The organism is Methylobacter sp. Wu1, assembly GCF_036553575.1.
Classification (GTDB): domain Bacteria; phylum Pseudomonadota; class Gammaproteobacteria; order Methylococcales; family Methylomonadaceae; genus Methylobacter.
This window is the reverse complement of sequence record NZ_JAZHOC010000072.1, coordinates 14025-33011: the sequence shown is the minus strand read 5'-3', so window position 1 is coordinate 33011 and position 18987 is coordinate 14025. Positions and strand designations below refer to the sequence as shown.

Here is an 18987-nt window from a genome sequence, read left to right as displayed (position 1 = left end):
GAAAGTATTCAAAATTTTTCTCTTTGACGTCTATATGCTGTTATATGCAAATATAAAATGCACAATATATTGTGGTTAAAATTTTAAAAAACGAATACTTTCACAGTCTCGTACCCTACGATACTGGATTTCCTTTCTTAATCAAGCCTACAGGTTTTAAATGAAAAGAAATTGCCCCTCTTAATTAATTGGATGAATAAACCTTATGAAATAAATGAAATGGAATTCAGACTTAGTATTGGTATTATCTAAATGAATAAATAAATTATGTGATACGTATCACATAAATAAATAATAATGGGATAATATATACTCTACCTCAACTGCTATAACTAAAAAAAATGGACAGTGGGAGAGTTAAGTTTTTATCCATTGCTTATCGAGAAATATAAATGAAAAAATCTTTATCTTTAGGCGGCTTAGTAATTACGGCCGCCTTGGCTTTTCCAACATTCGTCACAGCCGCACCAATCCTTGGCCAAGGACTGCCCACAGACAATGTTAACTTAGCCGGAGGCACTGTAATTGATTTTGAATCAACAGGCGTTGTTGATGCTCCTTCACTGTCAATAGCCGGCGTTACATTCACAGGCAATACTAATATTGAAGTAGATAGTGATTACGCTGGAGGTTATAACACCCGCGGAACTTATCATATGACCAATCATGGTTCCGGCCCTGATAGCTTCCAATTTGATTTTGACGCGCCGGTAAACGCTTTCGGATTCTTATGGGGTGCTGCTGATTATACCTGGACATTATCCGCTTTTAACGGCAACAACTTACTTGAAACGCTCATCTTGAATCCCACATACGGCAGTAACTCAGGCGACTACTTTGGGATTGCTCATGCAGGCATTACTCATGCTACATTGACCCTAAATGGCGGCAGCGACTATGTGTTTATTGATAACTTTACCGTCAATAATGCCAATGTCAGCGCTGTTCCCGTTCCTGCCGCCGTCTGGCTGTTTGGCTCTGGCTTAGTGGGACTGCTGGGTTTTAATCGCAAGCGCTCTTAGTCATTATTAGCACAGATACAATCATTGTTATCTAATGCTGTAACCGCCTTTCGGGTAATCCGTAGGCGGTTTTTTATTATCTTCCATTTCTGATAGTTCAATTCAGCATTGGCGGCATCGAATGCTGAGTTTAGCAGCCCAGCCTATGATTCACCGATTTTCCAATATTATCTAACTACTTTGCCGGCGTTGCCGTAGCCGGCCCGATGCCGACGATTTGCAGAATCGTGTCTTCGTCCTTGGCGCCGTCGTAATGGACTTCATTGCCGTAATGGGTGACGAAACTGCCGGCCGGGACCGGTTTCAGGTGCGCCGGATCGTAGTCGGTGCCGGTGCCTACCCACCAGGTGCCGGAAATCACGGTAATGAATCTGTCGTTGGGGTGCGAATGCGGCTTGCTGTTGTGATGGGCTTTCCATTTGTTCAGGACCACATACAGGCCTGGTTTATTCGGATCGCCGACCAATACTGCCGTCTCCGAGCCGCTGGGATTGGGAACCCAATTGATCTGCTCCGGCAGTTTGATCGAAATGGCTTTGGGATCGAGATCGGCCGCGGTTGCGGTGCCGAAGCTTCCGAGCAAAGCAAGCGTCAGGGTTAATTGCGATAACTGATGGCGGGAAAAAATACCAGACATCTGATCCTCCAGAATAAGTTGTTGAACAGTTCGGTAGGGCACGCATCGCGTACCTTTTGAGGCTTGATTTAGACACTGAGAAGGTACGCGATGCGTACCCTACGATGTTTTGCGGAAACCCTGCATATCACCGATTAGGTGTCCCTATGCCGGGTTTCGTTCCTCAATCTGGCCATGGCGCCAAGCGGTACCTACTCATTACAGATACTGCTTGGCTGCAATGAAGTTTGCCGCATCACTCGCGAATGCGGATCAGGTCGTGGCAGCCTTTGCAGGAGGCGCCGACTTTGCCGAACTGCGCTTTGATCGCGCCGGCATCGCCTGTGGCCGCCACTTTCGCCAGTTCGTTGGCTTCCTTGATGAAAGTGGCGTCGAGTTCCTTGGCTTCATTCTGTTTCTGGAAGAATTCAGGCCGCAGGCGGGATTGTTTCCAGCCTATGCCCTGGTCCGTACCGGGACCGTAGAGGTTGATCAGGCCGGAATTGGCGGCAGCGGCAATGGCGTTTGCGGCCGCTATGACCTGATCCTTGTTGAAGGTTTCGGGGTGGTCAACCACCTGGCTTTTGATTTTCCCCGTGTTCCAGCTCAGGAACGAATAGGCGGACTGGCGGAATCTTATCTGCTCTTCAACCTGACCTGACAACGCTGCGGTTGTCACAGCAGTCAGCGCTAACGCGAGTGGCAGTTTTACTTTCATTGTATTTAGCTCCGTTAATGTTATAAAAATACTCTCAGTGTTTTACCAACCCAGCCTGACCGCCGCGGTTTGCAGGCTGTCGACCGGATTGAAATAGTTTGCTACGCCCCCGCTCCAGATGCTCAAGACCAGCGTGCAGGAAATCACCACGGTCATCAGGAAACGCAACGCGCCAACCGCCGGAATCGATGATGCCTGGGCCTTGTGCACTTGTTTCCTGCCCGTCAACATCGGAAGCACCAGATTGTTCTTTTTGACCAGCTGATGAAATGCGATGGCGACCAGATGCAACGCCAGCAAACCCATCAGCACGTCCAGCGCCAGCGCATGGATACCGCTCAACTTGTCGCTCAGGGATTTATCGATCAGGCTGAACAACGGCCCTTCGAAGGCAATGTCATCATTGGCGAACAGGCCCGTGGCGGCGAGCACGGTCAGCACCGCCAGCAGCGCCAGGACCGACAAGGCCCCGACCGGATTATGGCCGACGCCATGCCAGTTGCCTTTGAAATAGGCGGCAAGACGGCCGAAAGTCGGGAAGAAATTGACGAACCGGGCATGCGTCGTGCCGACAAAGCCCCAGATGATGCGAAAAATCAATAAGCCCAGAATCAGCCCGCCTATGCGGCCATGCCAGTCGGTCAGATCGCCGCCGAGCTTGCCGGTAACATAAGCCCCGACGACGGCTATCACGAGCAGCCAATGAAACAGCCTGAGCGGCCAGTCCCAGATGTGTACGGTTTCTTTCATGGTTGTCTCTCCTTATCCTGAATATTTGACGGTGCAGCCGTAAGGCTTGGTGACGGGTTGGCTGACGGGCTTGCCGGCATCCAGTTCAGCCAATGCCGCGCTGACATAGTTTTCGGCTTTGGCGATGTCTTCTTTGTCGGCTGAAGGGATGCTGTCGATGCCGCCTTTGTAAACCAGCACGCCTTCGGGATTGATGATGAAGAATTGCGGCGTATTGGTGGCTTCATAAAGCCGGCCGATTTTACCGTCCGGATCGAACACGGTGTTGGCAGGCGCAGCACCGCGCTCGGCATTGAGCTTTTTGGCCGTTTCGCCGTCGATGTAGCCTTGCTTGCCGGGCGCCGAAGAGATGACCTGCAGCCAGACGATGCCTTTGGCGGCGGCGCCTTTTTGCAGGTTCGGGATGTTGCCGCTTTCGTAATGCTTCACCACGAACGGACATTCATGGTTGGTCCATTCCAGGACTACGGTCTTGCCGCGCAGATCGGCGAGATTGACGGTGCCGCCGTCGGCGGCCGCGCCCGAGAACAAAGGCGCGGCCTGATTGACGACAGGCGCGGCATGGGCCGTCATGGAGGCCAGGACAAAAGCCAGGCCCATTAAGGCGCTCCGGTAAAGTTGATTCAAAAACATGACTGACTCCTTATGGTTAAATAAAAAACGCTTTCAATCTCTCGGCTGCTTAAAACACCAGCAGGGCCAGACAAGCCCCGCCAAAGGTGAATCCGCACAGCATCCGCACTCTCTTGTCCAACAGCCAGGGCTTCCAAACGTTGGCGCTTCTTTCACTGCATATCGCATGCCAACCGGAAATCGCGGTTTTCACCTTGAGGTTGATCGCCCTCAACAGCCTCGCCAGGCGATAAAGGCCGTACAAAAACATCCCCAGCATCAAATAAAAAACGATCACCTGAGTGGTATGGCGGCTCGTTTCGAAGACGTGGTGGATCACTTCATCCAGCGTGAATTCGAGCAATTCATAAATTTCGGCCACGATTTCTATCAGCAGATGAAAGGCCTCAACCGGCATCACTACAGCCAGAATCAAAACGGCGGCGGTCATGACTATCTGTATTTGTTTGCTGCTCAGCATCTTCGCCCTGGCATTAAAAAATTCATACGCATTTATCCCTCCCTGGTTATTGCGCTGCCATCCAATGCAGCGTCCTGGATGAGGCAGCAAACCGGTCCATTGATCTGCTGCTGAACTTGATCCTTCAACCGCGAAACGGAAGCCGCCTTATAACTTTGCAGGTCTGCACGCTCCACACCTGGACTTGATCGCGCTGTGCTTCGCCTGTCATCATCACTTTTTCGGCTCGTTCGCTTCCTTAATGGGAGTGCCGTTTCCTTTGCAGTCCCCTTATTCCTACCTTTGTAGGGTATGCATCGCATACCTTTTTCAAAGTTTGCCGGCTCATCAATGCTCTAAAAAGGTACGCAATGCGTACCCTACGGCTACGGCCCTTACTGGTCATTCATGGAAACGGTACTGGCTGGCGCCGTGACGGCCTGCGTTACGATCTCGGGCGTCAGTATCTGCGGCAGCACAACCGGACCCGCCGCCGTGCCGGCGGGGTAATAGACGTAGAGCGGCACGCCGCTGCGGCTGAATTCCGCGAGTTTCCGGGTAATTTCGGGATCGCGGTTGGTCCAGTCGCCTTTCAGGTAAGTAATGCCCGCTTGCCTGAAGGTATCGATCACCGAACGCTGGCTCAGCGCGACTTTTTCATTGACGAGGCAGCTAATGCACCAGGCCGCCGTAAAGTTCAGAAACACCGGTTTGCCCTCGGCGCGCAGAGCTTTGAGGCGTTCGGCCGAGTAGGGCTGCCAAGCTTTGCCTTCGGCGGCGGTTGAAGATTTGGTTTCTGCGGCAATACCGGCTTCCACGCCGTAATAACCGCCAGTCAAAGCCAGCGCCAGCGTCAGCGCGGCAATGCCCTCGCCGCTATGCTGCGCCGTTTTGCCGCCGGTTTTAGTGGATTCATAGAGCCAGGCCGCGAAAGCGATCGCCACCATGCCGCCCAGCGCGACGACAACCGCATCATTCCCGCCTTGTTGCGCCAGCACCCAGACCAGCCAGACGGCCGCCGCATACATCGGGAAAGCCATGCCCTGCTTGACACGCTCCATCCAGGCGCCGGGTTTCGGCAGACAGCGCTGCAGGAAAGGCCAAAAGCTCAGCAGCAGATAGGGCAAGGCAAGGCCGAAGCCCAGGCTGAGAAAGACGGTCAGCAAAACCAGCGGCGGTTGAGCCAGCGCGAAGCCGATGGCCGCTCCCATGAACGGCGCCGTGCAGGGCGTGGCGACGACTGTCGCCAACATGCCCGTGAAAAAACTGCCCGTATAGCCGGGTCGTTCAGCCAGCGAAGCGCCGATGCCTGTGGCCGAACCGCCTACGGAAAAAACGCCGGACAGGCTGAGCCCGACCGCGAACATCAGATAGGCGACGGCCAGCACAAACACCGGCGACTGAAACTGAAATCCCCAGCCGATCTGTAAACCGCTGGCTTGCAGTGCGATCAGCAGCGAGCCCAGCAGCGCGAAACTGAAAAGCACGCCCGAGGTGTAAGCCAGCCCGTGCAGGCGCGTTTGCAGCGGCGCCTGATGCGCATGCTTTATGAGCGACAGCGCCTTGATGGAAAGCACCGGAAACACGCACGGCATCAGGTTCAATATCACGCCGCCCAACAAGGCCAGGAACAGTGCCGACGGCAGCGCCAGATCGGGTTCCGCAGCTAACGAAGCACCGGCTTTGGCCGCAGCCAATGGCACGTCGATAATAAACCCGCGCGTCACCGGCCCATCCCGACCATCTTCCGTTATTGCCAGCACGCCGTTGAAACGGCCGCCGACAGCCGGCGCATCATCGCCTGGCTGCAGTTTCAGCTCGATCGCATCGCCGCTGCTCAGCCAAGGCTGGTCCGCGTTATGCGCAATCCGGCCCCACTCGAGCGGATAAAACCAGATGTCCTTGATGTTGTCGGGCTGCAATCCCGTGCCGGTGATCCGCAGCGTCAAGCCGCTATTATCGCTTGTGGCGCTGACCGGCCAGGGGCTGGCTGCCGGCAGGCTGGCCTGGGCCTTGCCGATCAGCGCGCTGCCCCGGCCGCGGTCCTGGCCGGGCGCGACGACGGGCAGGTCCAGCGCCAGTTCGACCCGTTGAGGAATGCAGATCTCTTCGCAAACCAGCCATTTGACCTTGGCCTTGACCGGGAACACGCCGCTGGCGTCATCCGGCACCTTGATGCTGGACAGCAGCGTGACTTCGTTCTCGTAGCCGTAATTGACCACAGGACCCAGCGTGATGCGGCTCGGCGTCGGCCATTGGATGGCGCCGGCCGTGGCGCCTGCGGGCAGATCGTAGTCAATCGTGGTGGCCAGCCCGGAATCGCCGGGATTGACCCAGTAGGTATGCCAGTGCGGAATGATCGTCTGATGCACGCCCACCTGAATCGTATCGCCCGGACGCACGGCATCGACAGAAGCGATCAGCTGTGCCCTGACCTGCTCGGTAGCGGCTTCAGACGGGCCCGCATCGGCATCGGAGCAAGTCAGCGCCAGTAAAGCGATCGGTATGAGACGAAAGATCAGCATGGAAACCTCACGATAGTCAGTCGAACATGAAAGAGCTAGGCGCGCAGATGGTCATTGAAAAAACGGATGGTGCGCTCCCAGGCCAGCTTTGACGCCGCCTCGTCGAAGCGCGGCGTGGTGTCGTTGTTGAAGCCGTGCTGCACGCCGGGGTAAATGTGCGCCTCATAGTTGACGCCGGCAGCTTTCAAGGCCGCCTCATAGGCTGGCCAGCCGGCATTGATGCGCTCATCGGCGCCGGCAAAGTGCAGCAGCAGCGGCGCCTTGATGTTTGCCGCCTCTTCCGCCGTCGGCTGGCCGCCATAGAAAGGCACGGCCGCCGCCAGATCGGGAACACGGGTCGCCAGGAAATTGGCAATGCCGCCGCCGTAGCAGAAACCGACCACGCCCACTTTGCCGTTGCCTTCCGGCAGTTTCTTCAGCACATCGACGGCCGCGATAAAATCGGCCCGCGTCTTGTTCTGATCCAGCGCCTTGAAAAGATCGCGCGCCTTGTCTTCATCGCCCGGGTAACCGCCCAAAGAAAACAAGGCATCCGGCGCGAAAGCGATAAAATTATCCAGAGCGATGCGCCGCGCGATGTCTTCGATGTGGGGATTCAGGCCGCGGTTTTCGTGCACCACCAGCACCACCGGCAGTTTGCCTTTGGCCTTGGCCGGCTTCACCAGATAGCCGCGTATCGACTGGTAGCCCTGCGGCGATGGGTAATACTCGTAGCTTGCTTCAATGCGGGCATCGTCAACGGCAATCTGCTGCGCCTCAGCGAATTTCGGGTTCAACGCCTCAAGCAGGCCTTCCGCAGTCAGCCCCAGGACCGCGTATTTGGCTGCCGAGGCGAGAAATCCCCGCCGGGACAGATCACCGTGGACGTAATGATCGAAAAGCTTCAGTACTTCCGGATTGAAGTCGTTTGCTGTTTTGCGCGTCATGAAAGACTCCTTAGAATGATGTCCTGATAAAAATGAAAGGTCGGTTTCAGAGCCCTTGATAGAGGCTGCACGGATTTACATGGATTACAGCAAGCATGAGGAAGGGGTGCCGTTATCCACGCTTGGGTTGTGTCTCCATTGGTCGCAGCCTCCACCGCAAACCCTGAAACCGAATTCATAAACGCCTTACTTCGCCCTGCCGCCGTAGCCTGCTGCCAGCAGAGGAATTCTGTAGGCGGCGCCGCGCCCTACCACATAAAGCGTTTTCTTGTCCTTGCCGGCAAAAGCCAGATTCTGCGGCTTTTTAGGCACAGGGATGACGCCCAGCGCTTCGCCCTTGCTGCTGAACACTTCGATGCCGGCATTGGAGGCGGCATACAGCCTGCCCTCGGCATCGACCGCCAGCCCGTCCGCGCCGCTGGACCAGCCGTTTTCGGTATTTTTCCAGCCTTCCAGCTTGGCGAAGTTGCGCTTGTTCTGGATCGAGCCGTCGGCGGCGATGTCATAGGCGAGAATATGCTCGCCCTGGGTATTAGCCACATACAGCACTTTTTCGTCAGGGCTGAGCTGAACGCCGTTCGGACGTTCGATATCGTTGGCCAGGCGCGTCAGCGAACCGGCCGGCGTGATGTAGAACAGCCCCGGTTTTGAAACAGGCGGGTTAGGGTTTTCCTTGGTCGGGCGCGTGCCGCTGTCGGTAAAGTAAATGCCGCCGTTCCGGGCCAGCACGAGATCATTGGGACGCTGAAAAGCCTGCCCTTCGAAATTCTCGGCGATGGTTTTCTCCTGCCCCTGAGGATGAATCACACCTACACGGGTGTTGACGACCTGCACGGCGACGAGTTCTCCATTGGCGTTTAAGGCAAGGCCATTGGCGCCGTTCGAGTTTTCCAGGAACGTTGAAACGGTATTGTCGGGCGCGATGCGCACGATGCGGTTGGCATTGGTTTCGGTAAACAACAGGCTGCCGTCCGCCAGGCCGATAGGCCCTTCCGTGCCGTTGAAGCCGTCCTTGACCAGATCGATGACGACGCCGCCGGCCGCCACGCCCGGGATAGGCGGCGTGACGGGATCATCGGCCTGAGCTAAACCGGCAAACGCGAAGGCGCCGGCAATTGCCAACAATTTGGGGGCTGAAGATTTGTCTATCATTAGTGATCTCCTTGTAGCGGATGTGTATTCTGTACGTTCAACTTCATGATTCGGATTTTGAAATTTGGCTCTGAAGTGCAGCGGCCAGACCCGGATGGCTGTTCTTGCCCGGGCCGCGCAGCGCGATACCGGTCTGGCGGGCATTGATGCTGGCGAGAACCTGATCGTCGGCGAAAGCATGATCAGGCGTGAATAATGAAGCGCCGGCAATAATGATTGCCGCACAGCTCAGCAGTATAGGTTTATTGTTGATGCCTGTGGTTTTTCTTGTTGGGTCTGATGAAGCTTGAGCATCTTCAGTCGAAATGGTCTCATCAAGATTATCGTACGCTATCAGCCACATCAGCTCTTCGTTCAACAACGCCAGCTCGTCACTGCCCTCCGTCTGTTGCCGATTACTGTCAAAATTCATTGTCACTACTCATTAATAATTATTCTCAAAACTTTTGGAATAGCCCGTCGGTTGACGAGCATCCCGTGTGTTCGGGACAAAGCATCCCTGAACCGGCCCTGGGCAGGCCGGTCAAATCACTTCCCACGCAATGATTTATTGGTTATTTGGCGATAGTCAGAACCGACAGCTTGGCAATGCCGGCACGTTCTATCGATGACATCACCTTGGCTACGATGCCGTATTGCACGGCATCGTCCGCGTTCAGGTTGAGCGCTATTTCAGGGTCGGCGGCCTTGCGGGTTTTCAGTTCGTTTTCGAAGGATTCCAGCGGAATCTCGGTCTTGTCGATGAACACTTTCCCCTGCGCATCCACGCTGACATAGACGGCCTCTTTTTCCTCGGGCGGCGCCGTTTCGGCCGTTTCCGGCAAATTGACATGGATGGCGTTGGTCAGCAAAGGCGCGGTCACGATGAACACCACCAGCAATACCAGCATCACGTCGACCAAGGGCGTGACGTTGATTTCACCCATGACGTCATCGCCGCCGTCTTCTCTCGTATTAAAGGCCATCAGGCGTGCGCCCCCTTCGCTGGCAGTTCTTCGTCATTGAGGATGTGCTTTCTGTTGCCGGCCGCATCAGCAAGGCGGGACGCCGCAGGCCGGGCTGCAGGGCGTTTGATGATGAACGAAGTTTTCAGGGCGAGATGCACGAAATCGATGGCGAAATCGTCAAGAAACGCCCAGATCACTTTGTTTCTGCGGATAAAGAAGTTGTAGGCGATGACCGCGGGCACGGCGACGGCGATACCGACGGCCGTCGCGATCAGCGCTTCGCCGATAGGGCCGGCCACCACGTCCAGGCTGGCCGAACCGCTTTTGCTGATGCTGGTCAGCGCACCCATGATGCCCCAGACCGTGCCGAACAGACCGACGAACGGGGAAATGCTGCCGACGGTCGCCAGGATCGCGAGCCCGCTTTCCAGCGCGCCGCGTTCTTTCTGCATCTGCTGGCGCAGGCGGCGGTCAAGCAGTTCCTGACGATCGCCCGTATGTTCCAGATCGTGCGTCGTCGTGCCGCCATCGGCTTCTATCAGCGTTGCGAAACCGGCCTGGGCGACCCGCCCTGCCGGCCCTGCATAAGTGCCCAGCGCGGCGGCGGCCTGAAAATCCTGCGCGCCCCAGAACTGTTTGCTGAAGACGCGGTTGTGATGGGCAATCCGCAGGTGCTGTATGCCTTTGATCAGGATCAAGGCCCAGGTCGCCGCCGAAAATCCGATTAATACCCAGAGCGTGCCGTCGACGATGACGGCCGAGGTGATGTCCGAACCGGCCGGAGCAATACTGCTTGCAGCGGAAGCAACCTGTTCCGTAGCCGCGGATGCGGCATGAGCAGCGCCCGCGGGCGCGTCGGCGATTCCGGGCGCGATGCCTGACGCCGCAGGATTGGCAATGCCGGCGCCCGGCGGTGTTTGCGAAACTGGAGATGTGGTTTGTGTCATTGATAAATCCTCAACTTAAATTAAACGTGATAGGAACGGTTACCCAGCCTGCAATCGGCGTATCGCCGCGCTTTGCAGGAACAAAAGACCATTTCTTGACCGTGCTGACGGCGGCATCGTCCAGCACCTTCTTGCCGCTGGACTGGATGACGGTGATCTCGTCCGGCTTGCCGTCAGGCTGGACGTGCACCTTCATCAGCACGCGTCCCTCCCAGCCTCGCTCCATGGCAATCTCGGGGTATTCCGGGGCCGGGTTATTCAGGTAATCGGCGCCCGCATGCGGCTGCGTTACTTTCTCCTCGACGGGCGGCGCGGGCGGGGCCGCTACGGGAGCCGGACTGACCGGCGCATTGGATTCGGCAGCCGAGGTCGGCTGAGGCGTTGGCGGCGGCTCAACGATATCCTCGACCGGTTTTGGCTTGACCTTCGGTTTTTGCGGCTTGAGCGGAACGGCTTTTTTCTGCACCGGTTTCGGCTTGGCCTTGGGTGGAGGAGGAGGCGGGGGTGGCTGGATGACCGGTTTCGGCTGCGGTTTAACCAGGGTAATTTGCACTTTGGGCGGGACCTTGGGCTGGACAATTTCTTCCGGCTCAAAATCTGCCCGTTCGAAATGGTCAACCAGCGCGGCATGAATAAAAATCGACAATATGCCTAGCGCCAGATAATCGATAAGCTTCCGATCACCTTTATCGGGTTCAAATCTGAAGTCGTCCAAGACCGCGGCTGTGCCTGCAGAGGGCAAGAATGACGCATCGAATTCATTGGCAGCGGTTTTAAAGGAGAAAATGCGCGCCAAATTATTGGGAGATGTAATTCCTGGTTCAACTTGCTGAAAGTTCTTTACAGGGCGGTTCATACTGTTCACTCAGTTCCTTGAACGACACCGACCGGTGTCAATTCATTAGTAATAATTGCAAACGAGGCCACAACCTTAAGCAGACTGGTCTCAATCGACTTCAAGACAGCCTAATCACAATCCGTGCCATGTCTGGCACAACCTGAGCTTGATACCTAACAATACCAATGAATTCAATGACTTTAATCTTCGCGGCCGATTTGCTGGCCGCAGCCGCGGCCATGCGCCTGGCTGCACTCTCAGCAACAAGCTGTTTATGGCCTGCTGTCTCAGCAACAGCGCTAAAGTGTCGCTAGCGCGACGGGTGTGTTAATCGGGTTCATCGCACCCGAGGGCGAGTTACTTTCTTTTGCGCGGCCTCGGCAACTGCTCCTGCGTTGCTCTAACTCCTGCATCCATGCAGTCGAAAAGAAAGTAACCAAAGAAAAGGCCGCCCGGTTGCCGCTTGGCTCACTCGGCACATCCATGTGCCTCGCCCTTCGGGTGCAAAGCATGCAAATCGGCTATCCTGCCGATTTGTCCTGCGCTTCTCGCTTTCGCCGAGGGTTGCCAGAAGGGCCATCCTTGGCCCTCTGGCAACGCGCGGCATCCATGCAGCGCCCCTGCGGGCTATTCTCGCCGAAAGCTGCGATGCTCGGCGCGGCAACCGGGAAAAGGTGCCTGTCGTAACTCGTCGTTTCATGAAATAGCCTGGATAGCTTCTTATATATGCCAATAGCAGATAATGTTATGAAAAATGATCATTTAAATTCATATACATTAGCTGTTAAAGTAATTCGCAACACCCATTAAGGTCCAGCCACAATCCGAATAACAACTATGGCCAAATACAGAGATTCCGACTTTTACAATGCCTCGCCCGAGCTTCAGGACGGACCGCTGATCACGCTGCCTGATCCTAGCTCGCATGCCTTGTCTATCAGGGCAACGGCGCTGGTTTTTGCCGATCCGGCATCGCGGCATTTGTTCGATTATATTCAGCGTATCGCGCCTAGCGAGGCGACTGTGCTGATCATAGGCGAAACCGGCACCGGCAAGGAACTGGCGGCTCGCCAGGTGCATGCGCTCAGCAATCGCAAAAACGGGCCGTTTGTGGCGGTGAACTGCGGCGCTTTTTCGGAATCGCTGGTGGAAAGCGAATTGTTCGGCCATGAGAAAGGCGCCTTCACCGGCGCACTGAATGCCCGCAGCGGCTGGTTCGAAGCCGCTAACGGCGGCACGCTGTTTCTCGATGAAATCGGCGATCTGCCGCTCTCGGCGCAGGTCAAGATATTGCGCGTCCTTCAGGAACGCGAGGTGGTGCGCCTGGGCGCGCGCCAGGCCACTCCTATCGATGTGCGCCTGATTGCCGCGACCAATATCGATTTGAGCGCGGCCGTGCAAGCCGGGCGCTTCCGCGAGGATTTGTATTACCGGCTCAATGTCGCGGCGCTGAATTTATTGCCGCTGCGCGAACGGCCGGGCGACATTCTGCCCCTGGTGAGGCATTTTCTGGAACGCTACGGCAAACGGATGGGCTTGTCTTCTGTCATGTTGGGCGACGATGCGGAACGCGCGCTGCTCGATTATGCCTGGCCCGGCAATATCCGCGAACTGGAAAACATCATTCACCATGCACTGCTGATCTGCCGGAATGGCAGGGTCGCGGCCGCAGACCTGAATTTAAACGCCAGCGTCATCAGTCCGCTTAGCGCGCCCGCGCGTGCGCCCCTGTCTTCCCCGATCAAGCCTCTGGAAACGGTATTGGCCGACTTGTACGAGCAGCCGACGGCCAATCTGTTCGATACGCTGGAAGAAACCATCATCCGCACGGCCTATGCCTATTGCGAGAACAATCAGGTGCAGACGGCGCGTCTGCTTGGCATCAGCCGCAATATCCTGCGCCACCGGCTTAAACGGTACGGGTTTTTAACATCTTGAGCAATTGCGCAATCATTTTTTATATCTGTTTATTGAATAATTCAATCTAATTTGATCGTTTTATTGAAAATGCAAGCTTTTATACAATTGTCTCCACTGCACTGTTCATCGGTCCAGGCAAAAATTAAAAAAGGAATTCAGCACAAAAATACGGGGGGCATTAATGAATTCATTAGAAAAATACTATCTGCCGGGCATAGCCATAGCCGCTCTGATAGGCTTGCCGAGTGTATCGGAAGCGACAAACGGCTATTTCTCCCACGGCTATGGCGTACGCAGCAAGGCTATGGCCGGGGCTTCCACGGCCCTGCCTCAGGACGCCATCGCAGTGGCCGTGAATCCGGCCGGCATGGCCTTTGTCGGCGATCGCCTGGATACGGAAGTGGAAATTTTCAGCCCGCGCCGCAAATACACGGTAACGGGAGAGCCTTCCATGACGCCCGGTTCCTTCCCGCTGAATTCCGGTGTCGTAAAGAGCGACAGCGAATACTTCGTCGTTCCCACCATCGGCTGGAGCCGCCAGCTCGACAACCAGCAGACCGTTGGCTTGGCGCTCTACGGCAACGGCGGCATGAACACCGATTATGTCGCAACAGCCAATCCCCTATGTCCGCCCGGCAGCGCCGGCGCCGGTACCTATTGCGCCGGCACCGCCGGTGTCGATCTGGCGCAGGGATTCATCGTGCCCAGCTATGCGCACTCTTTTGCGGATGGGCGCTTCTCGATCGGCATTGCGCCGATTTTCGCGATCCAGCGCTTCAAAGCCAGAGGCTTGAACGCGTTTGGGCCTTTTTCCAGCGACCCGAACCATCTGTCCAACCAGGGCTACGATTACTCTTTTGGCGGCGGCGTACGTGTCGGCGCGCTGGCCGAAGCGCTGCCGGGGCTGCGTTTGGGTGTTTCCTACAAAAGCCGCATCTTCATGACGCAGCTCGAGGATTATGCGGGATTGTTTGCAGGACAGGGCAGCTTCGACATACCCGAAAGTTTCAACTTCGGGATAGCCTGGGATGTCACTGACCAGATCACCACGGCCTTTGACGTGGAGCATATCCGCTACAGCGAGGTCGCTGCTGTAGGCAATCCCATGCTGCCGAATCTATTGGTCGCTCGACTGGGCGATAACAACGGCGCGGGCTTCGGCTGGGATGACATCACCATCTTCAAGCTCGGCGCGCAATGGAAGCAAAACGAGCTTTGGACCTGGCGCGCAGGCGTCAGCTACGGCCAGCAGCCGATTCCCGATTCGGAAATGCTGTTCAACATTCTGGCGCCGGGCGTCCAGAACTGGCATGTGACGAGCGGCTTCAGCCGTGCCTTAGGCAAGAAGGACGAACTGAGCTTCGCTTTCATGTATTCGCCCAGCAACACCGTCAGCGGCACCAATGCGTTGAGCCCCAAGCAGAACATCGATCTGGAAATGCATCAATTCTCACTCCAACTGGCCTGGTCGCATCGGTTCTGATCCGGCCTCTCCATTCATTGTTCAAAGACAGCGGCGCAATATAAAAGCGCCGCTTGACTGACACTTCATAATCCTCAAGGAAATCAATTGCACAATCCGTTGATGATCGAAACATTTGCAGAGGACGTCTCAAGGATGACGACGCCTTTGATCGCCTGGCTGGCATTGCCTGCGGTATCGGTCGCCACCGCACGCAGCTCGTAGACGCCAGCCGGAACCGTGCTGGTGTCGACAACTTGATCGATCTGGCCGGACGTTGAAGTCAGGAAAAGACTGCCGTTAACGAAAAGATCAACCTTCGCTAGCCCGACGTTATCCGATGCCCGAATCGATATCACCTGAGAGGCGACGCCACGCTGAAGGAAAGTCAGCGCGTCAGGAAAACTTGTGATAGCGATCGCAGGCTTGACCGTATCGCCCGACACCGTGCTGGCGAGTCTGTATATCTTCGAGGCAGCCGCATCGGCAACATAGATTTCACCGTTTTCATCTTCGCCGAAAGTGGTGATAGACAGGCCCGAGTCGAGCAACACTGACTTCGAGACGCCCCCGGCTGCCGTTGCGCTGATACGCCAGATCGTGCCGCTGCATAAGTCTCCAAAAACATAGACGCCTTTGAACAGTTGGCCCTCTTCGGACGAGCTCGCGCTTATCAACTCGGGCACCGCACGGCCTCGGTACAGATAACCGCCGGTTACGGAACAACCCTGACCATGATCGTAATCGACAATAGGCGGGGTGAAAGTGAAACGGGGATCGTTGCAGGGCGGATCGCCGGGAAGATTCGTACATTGTGTGCCCTCCATCACCCGCCAGCCGAAGTTCATTCCGCCGGCGGTGCCGGCGCGGACGAAATCAATCTCTTCGCGCGAGCTCTGCCCCACGTCGCCGATGAACAAATCGCCCGTTGCTCTATCAAAGCTGAACCGCCAAGGGTTGCGCAGTCCATACGCCCAAATCTCGGCGCGTACGCCGGGCTGCGGCGACCTGACCAGCGGATTGTCGGGCGGAATGCCGTAGGGAAGCGGGCCGGCCGTGGTATTCACGTCGATGCGCAGTATTTTGCCCAGCAGGCTGGTGAGATTCTGGGCATGATTTTGCGGATCATTACCCGAGCCGCCATCGCCCATCCCGATATAGAGATAACCGTCGGGGCCGAAGCGCACTGCGCCGCCATTGTGATTGGCGTAGGGTTGCGCGATCGTTAACAATACCGCCGCACTCCGCGGTTCGGCGACATCGGGGTCGTCCGCACTGCGCGAATAGCGCGCCACCACTGTCGCGCCGTCCGGCCTGCGCGTATAGTTCACGTAAAAGAAGCCGTTGTTGCGATAGTCCGGATGGAACGCAAGGCCCAACAAACCTTGCTCGCCGCCGGCCAAAACCAGGCTTGAAATATTCAGGAACTCTGTCTCGACATCGTTCTTCCATACCATGATCTGGCCGGTCTGCTGGACGAAGAATAGCCGGCCGGAGCCATCACGCGCGTTCTGGATATCGGTGGGGTTGCCTGTGCCAGAGGCAACCTGCGCCAGCATCACAGCGCCGGACGCAGGCAGCGGTGTTAGCAGTGCCCCGAGAAGAGCAACGGTGCCCAACCCTGCATGGCGCATGCATTGAACCGAAAAAGTCACCATAGAACCTCCTTGCAGTCTGCGTCCGTGCCTCCCGATGCCGGCACAGCCTGTCGCTCGGCCGGCTCAGCGTCGCCGAGAACGGCGACGTTCGGATTGTGCGTAGCGATAATTGATCTGATGCCGTTACATAGCGCGGCGGAGTACAGAGATCTAAATATCAACAATGGGATAGGTTAAGCGTTAAGTTAGCGTCTTGGGATATGTGCGAATACTTATGTCGCCAGCTTTCGACAGTCGGGCTCGGGTCATTTTTTCGCTCAAAACTGACTTTTCATAGCGGCCAGAGACTAACGGCATGAAGCCGCCGTAACATCGGTTATTACCCTGAAAAACGCCATGGGATAGCTTGTTGAAAGAAGTACGCCGTTAGATTTGGCACGTTTTCTATAGCCCTAAAAAACCCTTATGCCAGCCTTATTCATTTTTCAATTCTTCCATCTCGAAAAGACTCGCAACCAGTTCCAGACAGTCAAGTTAGGCATCGTTCTCCTGGGCCATAGCACAAGGGAACACGGATTCAAGCGAAGCAGGCAAGGAATTTTTCCCGTTTTCATGTCTGTCACTGGATAAGGGAATTTTTCCCATATTCATGACTTTACCCGCCCAATAAAATGCCCCGTCCGTTTATCGACGACACCCAACAGAGCTATTTCCACTGACAGTCATTAGTTATGCGCTTGACGCAATCGTGCGCAAATTTCAAAGCCGCATAACTGATCAACAGGATTATAAGAATGAAAAGAATGAGAATAAAAAAGCTGGCGGTATTTTTAAACGCCCTGTTCCTGGCAACGCTTGGTCACGCGGCAAACACCGCTTACGATTCCGTAGCCGGCACGGCCACTATTCCGGAGGTGCTGGTCAACGGTAAAGTTGCCTATGCCAATGCCAAGTTGAAGTTAAACCCGGACGGGACATTTAATCTTTTGGGTTTTGACCAGCCTTCCGTTCCCGAGGCTTTCACCACTTATGATCCCGCTACCGGCACTGTAACCATTCCGGAAGTGATAGTTAACGGTAAGGTCGAGTATGTTAATGTCAGGTTAGGATTCAGTTCCGCAGAAACACTTCGCGTTATTTCTGCCGAATTTCCTCAGGCTCCTGCTGAAGCATCTGCTTCCCCTGCGGCAAACACCACTTATGATCCCGCTACCGGCACGGCGGCAATTTCCAAGGTGCTGATTAACGGTAAAGTCGAGTTTGTCGATGTCAAATTGAAGTTAAACCCGGACGGAACATTCAATCTTATTGATTTTAAAAAGCCTGCCGTTGCCGAGACTTTCGCCGTTTATGACCCCGCTACCGGCACTGTAACCATTCCGGAAGTGATGGTTAACGGTAAGGTCGAGTACGTGAATGTCAGATTGGGATTGAATTCGGATCTGACATTGCTTAGCGTTCTTTCCTCTGAAGCCGCGCAAGACCCTACGACTCCACCTCAGGATACAACTCCACCCCAGGACACTACGCCACCTCAGGATACAACTCCGCCGCAGGATACTACGCCGCCGCAGGACACTACGCCACCTCAGGATACAACTCCGCCTCAGGACACTACGCCGCCTCAGGATACTACGCCGCGTGAGGTTTACAATAGTCAAAACTGCACCGCCTTTGTTGAGGCCACTTATACACAAGACGATGGCGAAACAGTGAAAGGCATGTTTTGCAACCAGGTATTAGCAGATGCCGGGCAGCCATATCCTGATCCTAATACCGCTTCCGAGGATCTTTATCCTAATGCTCCTATTTCCACTTGCACCCCTGAGGATGCCCAGTTAGCCAAGGTCGAGGTAGGCATGACCTATGATCAGGTGGTTGAATTGGCTGGCTGTCATCCGATTTTAATAAATCCCGGGCAGCGTTCAAGTTATTCCTGGGGTCAGAAATGGACGCCCGCCTCAATGGACACAACGCATGATGTGGGTTTTTACGAAGGCAAGATTAGATCGCTTAATGATGTCCAATGTTTTGGCGGGGTGGCATGCTCCGTGGCCGTACAACAATAAAAAGGCGATGCGTGGTACAGCTGGCATGTCATGGACACACTGCAATGGCGCCCGCGTTCCAGGCAGGACTATCTGCCGCGCCAACGTCCGCGAGCTGAAAATAGCAGGGAAACAGCCTGCCTCTAACCGGAAAATTCGGCCGCTGCACTGTTGCAGCCTTTAATTGTTGTCTGAAAATCCGGATCGTTTGAATCATGCGCTCAAACGATCCGGAGAGCGCTAAATAACAAAAAGCCGCTGTGCAAGCGGCTTTTTTATTGGCGCCGCTCATTGGCTGGTTAACCTGCCATCCTGGCCCACAGCTTCCGCAATATGGCTTTACAGGCCTAAGCGACAAGGAATTTTTCCTGTATTTGTATTGCGACCGAATAAGGGAATTTTTCCCATATTCATGTCCTTACCCGCCTAATAAAATGGCCGGCTTG

At 55.3% G+C, this 18987-nt stretch carries 17 protein-coding genes; 4 read left to right on the top strand and 13 right to left on the bottom strand.

The window, feature by feature from the left end:
• The first annotated feature begins 392 nt into the window (after window positions 1–392).
• Window positions 393–1022, top strand: a complete 630-nt coding sequence (locus tag V2P20_RS15730) for a VPLPA-CTERM sorting domain-containing protein (protein ID WP_331819951.1) — start codon at window positions 393–395, stop codon at window positions 1020–1022.
• A 175-nt stretch (window positions 1023–1197) separates the two neighbouring features.
• Here V2P20_RS15730 and V2P20_RS15725 read toward each other — a convergent pair whose 3' ends face one another.
• The 12 genes from V2P20_RS15725 to V2P20_RS15670 form a co-directional block, all read right to left on the bottom strand.
• On the bottom strand, window positions 1198–1659 hold the full coding sequence (locus V2P20_RS15725) for a cupin domain-containing protein (protein WP_331819949.1): 462 nt from the start codon (window positions 1657–1659) through the stop codon (window positions 1198–1200).
• A 235-nt stretch (window positions 1660–1894) separates the two neighbouring features.
• Entirely contained in the window at window positions 1895–2356 is a 462-nt protein-coding gene (locus V2P20_RS15720; protein WP_331819947.1) for a cytochrome c, read from the bottom strand.
• A gap of 42 nt (window positions 2357–2398) precedes the next feature.
• A complete protein-coding gene (locus V2P20_RS15715) occupies window positions 2399–3106 on the bottom strand; it encodes a cytochrome b/b6 domain-containing protein (RefSeq protein ID WP_331819945.1) in 708 nt (235 codons plus the stop codon).
• Between the two features lie 12 nt (window positions 3107–3118).
• Window positions 3119–3739, bottom strand: a complete 621-nt coding sequence (locus V2P20_RS15710) for a redoxin domain-containing protein (RefSeq protein ID WP_331819943.1) — start codon at window positions 3737–3739, stop codon at window positions 3119–3121.
• Window positions 3740–3788: 49 nt separating this feature from the next.
• Window positions 3789–4169 (bottom strand): hypothetical protein, encoded by a 381-nt coding sequence (locus V2P20_RS15705; protein WP_331819941.1) that lies wholly within the window; start codon window positions 4167–4169, stop codon window positions 3789–3791.
• A 404-nt stretch (window positions 4170–4573) separates the two neighbouring features.
• Window positions 4574–6703 carry a protein-disulfide reductase DsbD domain-containing protein gene (locus tag V2P20_RS15700; RefSeq protein WP_331819939.1) on the bottom strand — a complete coding sequence of 710 codons (2130 nt, stop codon included), beginning with the start codon at window positions 6701–6703 and terminating at the stop codon, window positions 4574–4576.
• A 35-nt stretch (window positions 6704–6738) separates the two neighbouring features.
• Entirely contained in the window at window positions 6739–7629 is an 891-nt protein-coding gene (locus V2P20_RS15695; protein WP_331819937.1) for a dienelactone hydrolase family protein, read from the bottom strand.
• A gap of 186 nt (window positions 7630–7815) precedes the next feature.
• A complete protein-coding gene (locus V2P20_RS15690) occupies window positions 7816–8781 on the bottom strand; it encodes an SMP-30/gluconolactonase/LRE family protein (protein WP_331819935.1) in 966 nt (321 codons plus the stop codon).
• Window positions 8782–8824: 43 nt separating this feature from the next.
• Complete coding sequence (locus tag V2P20_RS15685; RefSeq protein ID WP_331819933.1) at window positions 8825–9193, bottom strand: hypothetical protein; 369 nt, start codon at window positions 9191–9193, stop codon at window positions 8825–8827.
• A 142-nt stretch (window positions 9194–9335) separates the two neighbouring features.
• Window positions 9336–9746 (bottom strand): biopolymer transporter ExbD, encoded by a 411-nt coding sequence (locus V2P20_RS15680; protein WP_331819931.1) that lies wholly within the window; start codon window positions 9744–9746, stop codon window positions 9336–9338.
• The gene (locus tag V2P20_RS15675; RefSeq protein WP_331819955.1) at window positions 9746–10516 is read right to left on the bottom strand and encodes a MotA/TolQ/ExbB proton channel family protein; all 771 of its coding nucleotides are present in this window, start codon (window positions 10514–10516) and stop codon (window positions 9746–9748) included. Before V2P20_RS15675 ends, V2P20_RS15680 begins: the two co-directional genes overlap by 1 nt.
• A 169-nt stretch (window positions 10517–10685) precedes the next feature.
• Window positions 10686–11390, bottom strand: coding sequence for an energy transducer TonB (locus V2P20_RS15670; RefSeq protein ID WP_331819930.1), 705 nt, complete (start codon window positions 11388–11390; stop codon window positions 10686–10688).
• A 960-nt stretch (window positions 11391–12350) separates the two neighbouring features.
• Between V2P20_RS15670 and V2P20_RS15665 the strand changes: the two genes are divergently transcribed.
• Together V2P20_RS15665 and V2P20_RS15660 are read left to right on the top strand one after the other, a co-directional pair.
• Window positions 12351–13451 carry a sigma-54 dependent transcriptional regulator gene (locus V2P20_RS15665; RefSeq protein WP_331819928.1) on the top strand — a complete coding sequence of 367 codons (1101 nt, stop codon included), beginning with the start codon at window positions 12351–12353 and terminating at the stop codon, window positions 13449–13451.
• Window positions 13452–13614: 163 nt separating this feature from the next.
• The gene (locus tag V2P20_RS15660; protein WP_331819926.1) at window positions 13615–14916 is read left to right on the top strand and encodes an outer membrane protein transport protein; all 1302 of its coding nucleotides are present in this window, start codon (window positions 13615–13617) and stop codon (window positions 14914–14916) included.
• Between the two features lie 83 nt (window positions 14917–14999).
• On the opposite strand, the gene V2P20_RS15655 is transcribed toward V2P20_RS15660, so the two are convergent.
• Window positions 15000–16454 carry a PQQ-dependent sugar dehydrogenase gene (locus tag V2P20_RS15655; protein WP_331819953.1) on the bottom strand — a complete coding sequence of 485 codons (1455 nt, stop codon included), beginning with the start codon at window positions 16452–16454 and terminating at the stop codon, window positions 15000–15002.
• An 842-nt stretch (window positions 16455–17296) separates the two neighbouring features.
• Between V2P20_RS15655 and V2P20_RS15650 the strand changes: the two genes are divergently transcribed.
• On the top strand, window positions 17297–18562 hold the full coding sequence (locus V2P20_RS15650; RefSeq protein ID WP_331819924.1) for a hypothetical protein: 1266 nt from the start codon (window positions 17297–17299) through the stop codon (window positions 18560–18562).
• Window positions 18563–18987: the final 425 nt, after the last annotated feature.